Genomic DNA, 9706 nt, shown 5'->3' with positions numbered 1-9706 from the left:
CACCGGCCGGATTGCCCGACGCTTCGCTCGCGATCCGTTCGTGCCGTTCGATCAGCGTGACGTCCCAGCCGCGCGCGGCCAGACGTTCGACGACCGCGCAGCCGGCGAGACCCGCGCCGATCACGATCGCGCGGCGCGCGGCAACGGGCAGCGCGCGCGGCGGCTCGTGCCGGCGCGCGCGCCAGCGCGGCGCATAGTCGCCGACGAGCCGATCGTCGACTTCGCGGAACGTGAAACCTGTTTCGCCGAGCGCGTGTTTCACGTCGTCGGACTTTGCATGCGTCGCAAACGTCGCGTGTTCGCCGGCGAGTTTCGCGAGTGCGCGAATCCCGTCGCTCGATGCCGCGGCGCCTTCGAGAAAAAACGCATCGGCACGCGCGACGAGCTTCTTCAACAAGTCGATCGCATCGCCGAACGCGAGCGTGAGCACCACGCGCCCTGCGTCGAATTCGAGCCGATGCAGGCCCGGCACGAGTATCGGCCAGGCATCGAGCAACGCGTCGACGTCTGCCGATATGGTTGTGTCTACAACCATATGCGAGACCGCGCGGTGCAGGTCGTCGCGTGAGAACGGATGCGGTTCGATCGCGACGACGTGCAGCCGTTCGCAGCGCGCCGGATCGTCGCGCCACGCGGCCCAGGCCGCGAGGAAGCCGGCGCCCGCGCCGAACGCGGTCGTGACGATCGTGAACGTTCGGCGGCGCTGCCAGCGCGCGGGCAGCCCGTTGCCCGCGACGAACGTGCGATGCGCGCGAGCGAGCGTGCCGGATGCACCGCGATGAAGCTCGCCGAACTCGGGCGAGACGAGCGTGCCGTCGTCGCGAAGCGCGAGCGTGGCGGAAACAAGTCGGTCGGGCATGCGAAACAAAAAACGTGGCAGCCAAGCCTGGCAAGGGATTGCGGGAGGCCGTCCAACCGGCCGTTGGAAAGGGGCAACGGCGCGACGATCGGGCGGACCACGCCGCGGACCCTGTCCGGTTGGCGCAGGTCAAAAAATGGGCAGTCGACGATTCATTCGGCGAAATACCGATGAAAATCTTTGAAACCCTTGTCGTTATTGGGTTTGCGCTGCGCTATCATAGCAACGCCGTACCGCGGGGTGGCCGCCGGCAAGCCGGAGGGCGCGTCGCGCGGGCCAGGATTCGGCGCTGTGTCGTCGGAGTCTGACTCTCGACGGCACGGTTCGCGCACGTATAATCGGCGCGTTCGCGCTGTTCGTGTCAACCTAACCTGATAAAGGAACCTTAATGAACAAACAGGAACTGATCGACGCCGTCGCCGCCCAAACGGGCGCCAGCAAGGCTCAAACCGGCGAAACGCTGGACACGCTGCTCGAAGTCATCAAGAAGGCCGTGTCGAAGGGTGATGCGGTTCAGCTGATCGGCTTCGGCAGCTTCGGTTCGGGCAAGCGCGCAGCACGTACGGGCCGCAACCCGAAGACGGGCGAAACCATCAAGATCCCGGCAGCCAAGACGGTCAAGTTCACGGCTGGCAAGGCGTTCAAGGACGCCGTCAACAAGCGTTAAACCCGCGCCTGTTCCATGAAAAACCCGCCTCTCGGCGGGTTTTTTGTTGGGCGCGCGCGGCATTTTCGCCACAGTTCGCGCCGCTCTTGCAAAAGTTAACGGTTATTTTACAAGCCGTTACCACGCGATCATGCGTGCACGATCTGCGTGTCGCCGTGATCGTCGTCGTGCGAATCGACGTCCCACGCCGGGAACGGATCGTCGAACGCCGCCCATCCCGCCGCGCCGAGTGCGAACTCCGCATCGGTCAGCAGGCATGCATCGAGTTTCGCGCGCCACGCATCGGCGTCGAGCGCGATGCCGATCAGCACGAGTTCCTGGCGGCGATCGCCGACCGTGCGATCGTCGAGATCGCCGAGCCATTCGGTGCGGATTTCAGCGAGCAGTTCGTCGTCGTCCGGCCATTCCGTGCGATCCTGCGCCGCCCACCACAAACCTGCCGGGCCATGCCGGCATACGCCGCCCGCCTGCGACAGCGAACCTGCGATGTCGTTGCGCGTCGCGAGCCAGAAGAAACCCTTGCTGCGCAGCACGCCAGGCCACTCCTGATGCAGCAGCGCCCAGAGCCGTGCCGGGTGAAACGGCCGGCGCGCACGGTAAACAAAATTGCCGATGCCGAATTCGTCGGCTTCGCCGTGCACGTGCGCATGATGGTCGTCATGGCAGTCCGGGTCGTCGCAATGCGTGTGATCGTGATCAAGCGACGCGAGCCAGCCCGGCGCGTTCGCGGCTTCGTCGAAATCGAAGCGGCCGGTGTTCAGCACTTCGTCGAGCGGCACGTTGCCGAACGTCGAGACGACCTGGTGCGCACGCGGATTGAGGCGCGCGAGGATGTGCTGCAGGCGGGCGAGATCGTCCGCGCCGACGAGGTCGGCCTTGTTGATCACCAGCACGTCGCAGAATTCGATCTGCTCGATCAGCAGCTCGACGAGCGTGCGGTCGTCGTCTTCCGACGCGGCGATGCCGCGTGTCGCGAGCGCGTCGTCGGAGCCGTAGTCGCGCAGGAAGTTGTACGCGTCGACCACGGTGACGAGCGTGTCGAGCCGCGCGATGGCCGACAACGACGTGCCGTCGTCGTCGACGAACGTGAAGGTCTCGGCGATCGGCATCGGCTCCGCGATACCGGTCGATTCGATCATGATCGCGTCGAAGCGGCCTTCGGACGCAAGGTTGCGGATCTCGACGAGCAGATCGTCGCGCAGCGTGCAGCAGATGCAGCCGTTCGACATTTCGACGAGGCGTTCCTCGACGTGCGACAGCGCCTGCGCATCGCGCACGAGCGACGCGTCGATGTTGACCGCCGCGAGATCGTTGACGATCACCGCGACTTTCAGGCCCGCGCGGTTCGCGAGGACGTGGTTGAGCAGCGTGGTCTTGCCGGCGCCGAGGAAACCGGACAGCACGGTGACGGGCAACGGCTGTTTCATTGCCGGATTCATGATGATATGCACCAACGGAAGAGATGAAAAAGCGGCCGCGGCGCCCTGCCGGGGCGCGATCGGCCCGCGCACGGGCGAAACGGCGGCGTCAGCCCGCATTGTGCATCAAACGCGCGCGGCCGGCCCGGCGTCAGCCGGCGACGCGGCGCGGAATCACTGAGCGGCTTGAGGCGCTTGAGCGGCCTGGGTGGTCTGCGCGGGCGGCAGCAGCTTCCATTGCGTCAGGATGCCGGCGATCTGCCGCGCGTACTTGTCGCGCAGCGACGGCGTTTCCGAATGATAGGCGCCGACTGCCTGCCAGGTGTTGCCGTAGCGGTTCATCTTCTGCTTGAGATGCCACGCGGCGATGTACACGTTCTTGCACGGCTCCATCAGCGTGTCGCGGCCGATCCCGTAGCGCGACAGCGTCGGCAGGTGGATCGAATTGATCTGCATCAGGCCGTAGTCGACCGAGCCGTTCGTGTTCTTGTTCAGCGCCTCGGGCCGGTTGCGCGATTCCTGCCACGCGATCGCGCGCAGGATCAGCGGATTGACCTGCTGATATTTGGCCGCTTCGTCGAAACAGTCCGCGCGTGCGTTGCCGCTGGCGAACCACGCGCCGGCGGCGATCAACGCGATCGAAGCGAACCGTCTGTTCATCGTGCGGAAACGAAAGGAAATTGCGCGAAGCTCGGGAAAACCCGTGCCTGTTATTAGTGCGACGAGAAACGCGCCGCCCGTATCATACCGGCAGACCGTCAGATTGCGACAGGCAGGAATACGGCAGCCCGGTTATACCGCATTTCCGTGTCGGTTCATCGCGAAAACCAGGGAGAGGGCCGGCATGCGGAGGGTTACATCTATCCTTACATCTTGCATACGATTCGTCGGATACCTGTCGTATGTGAGACAGTCTTCGGATCAATGTGATATTTCGGACATGAAAAACTGCTAATGTCGCCTCTTTCGGACTTGGATCCCAGCACTACCGCCGGAAGTGGCCTGAGCCGGCATCGACCCATTCATCCATGACAAGAAATCGCTTCGTTATGCGGCGTATCGCCACGACCCTGCTCGTGGCAGGCATCATCGTCTCGCAGGCCGCCTACGCTCAGGTCACGCTCAATTTCGTGAATGCGGATATCGACCAGGTCGCGAAAGCGATCGGCGCCGCGACCGGCAAGACCATCATCGTCGACCCCCGCGTGAAGGGGCAGCTCAATCTCGTGGCCGAACGGCCGGTGCCGGAAGACCAGGCGTTGAAGACGCTGCAGTCGGCGCTGCGCATGCAGGGCTTCGCGCTCGTGCAGGATCACGGCGTGCTGAAGGTCGTGCCGGAAGCCGACGCGAAGCTGCAGGGCGTGCCGACCTACATCGGCAATGCGCCGCAGGCGCGCGGCGACCAGGTGATCACGCAGGTGTTCGAGCTGCACAACGAATCGGCGAACAACCTGCTGCCCGTGCTGCGGCCGCTGATCTCGCCGAACAACACGGTGACGGCCTACCCGGCGAACAACACGATCGTCGTGACCGACTATGCGGACAACGTGCGCCGCATCGCGCAGATCATCTCGGGCGTCGACAGCGCCGCGGGCGCGCAGGTGCAGGTCGTGCCGCTGCGCAACGCGAACGCGATCGACCTCGCCGCGCAACTGCAGAAAATGCTCGATCCGGGCGCGATCGGCAACAGCGACGCCACGCTGAAGGTATCGGTCACGGCCGACCCGCGCACCAACGCGCTGCTGCTGCGTGCGTCGAACGCGTCGCGCCTCGCGGCCGCGAAGCGTCTCGTGCAGCAGCTCGACGCGCCGAGCGCGGTGCCCGGCAACATGCACGTCGTGCCGCTGCGCAACGCCGATGCGGTGAAGCTCGCGAAGACGCTGCGCGGGATGCTCGGCAAGGGCGGCAACGACAGCGGCTCGTCGGCGTCGTCCAACGATGCGAACAGCTTCAACCAGAACGGCGGCTCGTCGTCGAGCGGCAACTTCTCGACCGGCACGTCGGGCACCCCGCCGCTGCCGTCGGGCGGCCTGGGCGGTTCGTCGTCGTCGTCCGGGTATGGCGGCGGCTCGTCCGGCGGTGGCCTCGGTACCGGCGGCCTGCTCGGCGGTGACAAGGACAAGAGCGGCGACGACAACCAGCCGGGCGGGATGATCCAGGCCGACTCGGCCACCAACTCGCTGATCATCACCGCGTCCGATCCGGTGTACCGGAACCTGCGCTCGGTGATCGACCAGCTCGACGCACGGCGTGCGCAGGTCTATATCGAAGCGCTGATCGTCGAGCTGAACTCGACGACGCAGGGCAACCTCGGCATCCAGTGGCAGGTCGCGAGCGGCCAGTTTCTCGGCGGCACGAACCTGGCGCCGACGGCTGGCAACGGTTTGGGCAACAGCATCATCAACCTGACGGCCGGCGGCCTGACCAACGCCGCCGGCGGGATCACCGGCGGCGGCCTCGCGTCCAATCTCGGGCAGCTGTCCCAAGGCCTCAACATCGGCTGGCTGCACAACATGTTCGGCGTACAGGGGCTCGGCGCGCTGCTCCAGTATTTCGCGGGCGTGAGCGACGCGAACGTGCTGTCGACGCCGAACCTGATCACGCTCGACAACGAGGAAGCGAAGATCGTGGTCGGCCAGAACGTGCCGATCGCGACCGGCTCGTATTCGAACCTGACGAGCGGCACGACCAGCAACGCATTCAATACGTACGATCGCCGCGACGTCGGCCTGACGCTGCACGTGAAGCCGCAGATCACCGACGGCGGAATCCTGAAGCTCCAGCTCTATACCGAGGATTCGGCCGTCGTCAACGGCACCACCAACTCGCAGACCGGCCCGACCTTCACGAAGCGCTCGATCCAGTCGACGATCCTGGCCGACAACGGCGAGATCATCGTGCTCGGCGGCTTGATGCAGGACAACTACCAGGTGTCGAACAGCAAGGTGCCGCTGCTCGGCGACATTCCGTGGATCGGCCAGCTGTTCCGTTCGGAATCGAAGGTGCGCGCGAAGACCAACCTGATGGTGTTCCTGCGTCCGGTGATCATTTCCGATCGCAGCACCGCGCAGGAAGTCACGTCGAACCGCTACGACTACATCCAGGGCGTGACGGGTGCGTACAAGTCGGACAACAACGTGATCCGCGACAAGGACGACCCGGTCGTCCCGCCGATGCCGATCGGTCCGAGCCAGGGTGGCACGGCCGCAGGCAACCTGTTCGATCTCGACAAGATGCGTCGCCAGCAGTTGCAGCGCCAGGTGGCGCCCGTGCCGGCCCAGCCGCTGCCGGAGGCGACGCCCGCGCAGCCGCTGACCACCGCGCCGGGAGCCTCGCAGTGAGCGACGTGCTCGCGTCCTCCGCCCACGACGGCGCGCCGGGCGAACGCCAGCCGCCGTCGCCGCTCGCCGCGCGCCTGCTGCCGTACGGCTTTGCGAAGAGCGGCCAGGTGCTGATCGCGCATCAGCTCGACGACACGCTCGAGGTGTGGATCAGCGAACGCACGAGCGACGCCGCGCTCGCGGAAATCGCGCGCAACTTCGGCTCGATCGCCGTGCATCGCGTGCCGGCCGACGAGCTCGCGCAGGCGATCAACCAGGCCTACGCGCGCCAGGACGGCAGCGCCGCGCAGGTGGTCGGCGAGGTCGAAGGTGAAGTCGACCTGTCGCGGCTGATGCAGGACATCCCCGAAGTCGAGGATCTGCTCGAATCGGAAGACGACGCGCCGATCATCCGGATGATCAACGCGCTGCTCACGCAAGCGGCGCGCGAACAGGCGTCGGACATTCACATCGAGCCGTTCGAGAATGCGTCGGTCGTGCGCTTTCGCGTCGACGGCACGCTGCGCGACGTCGTGCGCCCGAAGAAGGCGCTGCACGGCGCGCTGATCTCGCGGATCAAGATCATGGCGCAGCTCGACATCGCGGAGAAGCGCCTGCCGCAGGACGGCCGCATCACGCTGCGCGTCGGCGGCCGGCCGGTCGACGTGCGCGTGTCGACGCTGCCGACCGGGCACGGCGAGCGCGCGGTGCTGCGTCTGCTGGAAAAGGATGCGCAGCGCCTGAACCTCGAAGCGCTCGGGATGGGCCGCGACACGCTCGTCCAGTTCGACAAGCTGATCGGCCGCCCGCACGGCATCGTGCTCGTCACCGGCCCGACCGGTTCGGGCAAGACGACCACGCTGTACGCGTCGATGTCGCGGCTCGAAACCGCGACGACCAACATCATGACCGTCGAGGACCCGATCGAATACGACCTGTCCGGCATCGGCCAGACGCAGGTGAACGAGCGGATCGGGATGACCTTTGCCCGCGCGCTGCGCTCGATCCTGCGCCAGGACCCGGACGTGATCATGATCGGCGAAATCCGCGACCTCGAAACCGCGCAGATCGCGGTGCAGGCGTCGCTGACGGGCCACCTCGTGCTCGCGACGCTGCACACGAACGACGCGGCGTCCGCCGTCACGCGCCTGACCGACATGGGCGTCGAGCCGTACCTGCTCGCGTCGTCGCTGCTCGGCGTGCTCGCGCAGCGCCTCGTGCGCCAGCTCTGCCCGGTCTGCAAGGAAGAGCGGCATGAGGACGGCCGTACCGTGTGGCATCCGGTCGGCTGCGCGAAGTGCGGACATTCTGGTTATGCGGGCCGGCGCGGTGTGTACGAACTGCTGGTGATCGACGATTCGATCCGCTCGCTGATTCACCGCAACGCGGCCGATGCCGAGATCCTGGCCGCCGGCCGCGCGGAAGGCATGCGCACGCTGCGCGACGACGCCGAGCGCTGGCTCGCGTCCGGCGCGACGTCGCTCGAGGAAGTGCTGCGCGTGACGGGAGGCGCATAGCGCGATGCCGGCATTCCGTTTCGAAGCAATCGATGCGGCGGGACGCGCGCAGAAAGGCGTCATCGATGCCGACAGCGCGCGCGCCGCGCGCGGCCAGCTGCGCACGCAGGGGCTCACGCCGCTCGTCGTCGAGCCGGCCGCGAGCGCGACGCGCGGCGCGCGTTCGCAGCGGCTCGCGTTCGGCCGCAAGCTGTCGCAGCGCGAACAGGCGATCCTCACGCGCCAGCTCGCGAGCCTGCTGATCGCCGGGCTGCCGCTCGACGAGGCGCTCGGCGTGCTGACCGAGCAGGCCGAGCGCGACTACATCCGCGAACTGATGGCCGCGATCCGCGCGGAAGTGCTCGGCGGCCATTCGCTCGCGAATGCGCTCGGCCAGCATCCGCGCGATTTTCCGGAAATCTACCGCGCACTCGTTGCCGCGGGCGAGCACACCGGCAAGCTCGGCATCGTGCTGTCGCGCCTGGCCGACTACATCGAGCAGAGCAATGCGCTCAAGCAGAAGATCCTGCTGGCGTTCACGTATCCGGGCATCGTCACGCTGATCGCATTCGGCATCGTCACGTTCCTGCTGAGCTACGTCGTGCCGCAGGTCGTCAACGTGTTCGCGAGCACGAAGCAGCAGCTACCGATCCTCACGGTCGTGATGATGGCGCTGTCGGAATTCGTGCGGCACTGGTGGTGGGCGGTCCTGATCGCGGTCGCGCTCATCGTGTGGTTCGTGAAGGCGACGCTGTCGCGCGCCGGGCCCCGGCTCGCGTTCGATCGCTGGGTGCTGACCGCGCCGCTCGCGGGCAAGCTCGTGCGCGGCTACAACACGGTGCGTTTCGCGAGCACGCTCGGCATTCTCACCGCGGCCGGCGTGCCGATCCTGCGCGCGTTGCAGGCGGCCGGCGAGACGCTGTCGAACCGCGCGATGCGCGCGAACATCGACGACGCGATCGTGCGCGTGCGCGAAGGCTCCGCGCTGTCGCGCGCGCTGAACAACGTGAAGACGTTTCCGCCGGTGCTCGTGCACCTGATTCGTTCGGGCGAGGCGACGGGCGACGTGACGACGATGCTGGATCGCGCGGCCGAAGGCGAAGCGCGCGAGCTGGAGCGCCGAACGATGTTCCTGACGAGCCTGCTGGAGCCGCTGCTGATCCTCGCGATGGGCGGCATCGTGCTCGTGATCGTGCTGGCCGTGATGCTGCCGATCATCGAGCTGAACAACATGGTGCAGTGACGGAGCGGCCCGATTCTGCTTGCCGGGCCGCCGCCGTTCAGCGCATGTAGATCGCGGGGGACGGCGTGTTCGCCGGGAGCTGGATTTCGGCGCGGGCGCCGTTGCGGTCGACGATGATCGAGCGCGGGCGGACTTCGGCGAGCTTCGCGCCGGACGTGACGTCCGCGCCGAGCGACACGGCGCGCGGCGGTTCGCCGCCGACGCTGACGATCGCGGCGCCGCCGTGGTCAAGCGCGAGAATGCCGAACAGGTGGATGTCCTGGACGGGATTCTTGTCAAGCTGACCGCCGAAGAGCGCCGCGGCGTCCTCGGTGCGGATCGGCAGCCGCGCGGCGGCGGCGGGCAGCGGCGCTTCGCGAGCGGACAGCGTGACGACCCAGTAGGTGGCCGTCGCGCACAAACCCGCGAAGAGGGCGAGGGAAAGGATCCGGATCGAGAGCGCGTTCATGCGCGCTATTGTACGGATGTATATGAAATTTGCGTTGGGTGAAAGCCCTCGGCGATGCGCGCCTTACAATGCGTGCTCCGCGCCCGCCGGTCCGGAAGGTTGCCGTCAGGCAATCGTCCGGTGCGCCGGGTGCGTCACTCAATCGACGACATTTTTTGGAAAGAGGTAGTCAGTCATGCAAACGTGGATCACTCGCCGCAACGCGGCCGTGCGTCGTCAGCGCGGTTTCACGCTGATCGAGATCATGGTGGTGGT

9 protein-coding genes are annotated in these 9706 nt (G+C 66.5%); 5 read left to right on the top strand and 4 right to left on the bottom strand.

Annotated features, from left to right (window positions below):
- Positions 1 to 859: FAD-dependent oxidoreductase (locus JMF90_RS10780; protein ID WP_201325096.1), on the bottom strand; the 859-nt coding region annotated here is incomplete at its 3' end.
- 388 nt (positions 860 to 1247) lie between these two features.
- On the opposite strand from JMF90_RS10780, the gene JMF90_RS10775 reads away from it, so the two are divergent.
- Positions 1248 to 1526: an HU family DNA-binding protein gene (locus JMF90_RS10775; protein ID WP_006401505.1), complete on the top strand. Its 279-nt coding sequence runs from the start codon at positions 1248 to 1250 to the stop codon at positions 1524 to 1526.
- A gap of 128 nt (positions 1527 to 1654) precedes the next feature.
- Here JMF90_RS10775 and JMF90_RS10770 read toward each other — a convergent pair whose 3' ends face one another.
- Positions 1655 to 2965, bottom strand: a complete 1311-nt coding sequence (locus tag JMF90_RS10770) for a GTP-binding protein (protein WP_054928226.1) — start codon at positions 2963 to 2965, stop codon at positions 1655 to 1657.
- A gap of 153 nt (positions 2966 to 3118) precedes the next feature.
- Positions 3119 to 3604, bottom strand: coding sequence for a lytic transglycosylase domain-containing protein (locus JMF90_RS10765; protein WP_023476565.1), 486 nt, complete (start codon positions 3602 to 3604; stop codon positions 3119 to 3121).
- Between the two features lie 368 nt (positions 3605 to 3972).
- On the opposite strand from JMF90_RS10765, the gene gspD reads away from it, so the two are divergent.
- From gspD to gspF, 3 genes are read left to right on the top strand one after another with little or no spacing between them, the layout of a single operon-like run.
- Positions 3973 to 6285: a type II secretion system secretin GspD gene (gene gspD, locus JMF90_RS10760; RefSeq protein ID WP_054928203.1), complete on the top strand. Its 2313-nt coding sequence runs from the start codon at positions 3973 to 3975 to the stop codon at positions 6283 to 6285.
- Positions 6282 to 7781, top strand: coding sequence for a type II secretion system ATPase GspE (gene gspE, locus JMF90_RS10755; RefSeq protein WP_006490004.1), 1500 nt, complete (start codon positions 6282 to 6284; stop codon positions 7779 to 7781). Before gspD ends, gspE begins: the two co-directional genes overlap by 4 nt.
- 4 nt (positions 7782 to 7785) lie before the next feature.
- Positions 7786 to 9003: a type II secretion system inner membrane protein GspF gene (gene gspF, locus JMF90_RS10750; RefSeq protein ID WP_201316667.1), complete on the top strand. Its 1218-nt coding sequence runs from the start codon at positions 7786 to 7788 to the stop codon at positions 9001 to 9003.
- Between the two features lie 37 nt (positions 9004 to 9040).
- Here the strand turns inward: gspF and JMF90_RS10745 are convergent, their stop codons facing one another.
- Positions 9041 to 9451: a type II secretion system protein N gene (locus JMF90_RS10745; RefSeq protein ID WP_011544450.1), complete on the bottom strand. Its 411-nt coding sequence runs from the start codon at positions 9449 to 9451 to the stop codon at positions 9041 to 9043.
- A 175-nt stretch (positions 9452 to 9626) separates the two neighbouring features.
- Between JMF90_RS10745 and JMF90_RS10740 the strand changes: the two genes are divergently transcribed.
- Positions 9627 to 9706 (top strand): prepilin-type N-terminal cleavage/methylation domain-containing protein (locus JMF90_RS10740; protein WP_201325097.1); only part of this gene is annotated, 80 nt, incomplete at its 3' end.

This window comes from Burkholderia sp. E168m23, from assembly GCF_016586125.1.
Classification (GTDB): domain Bacteria; phylum Pseudomonadota; class Gammaproteobacteria; order Burkholderiales; family Burkholderiaceae; genus Burkholderia; species Burkholderia orbicola.
The sequence above is the reverse complement of the archived record's forward strand: the minus strand, read 5'-3'. Positions and strand labels throughout refer to the sequence as shown.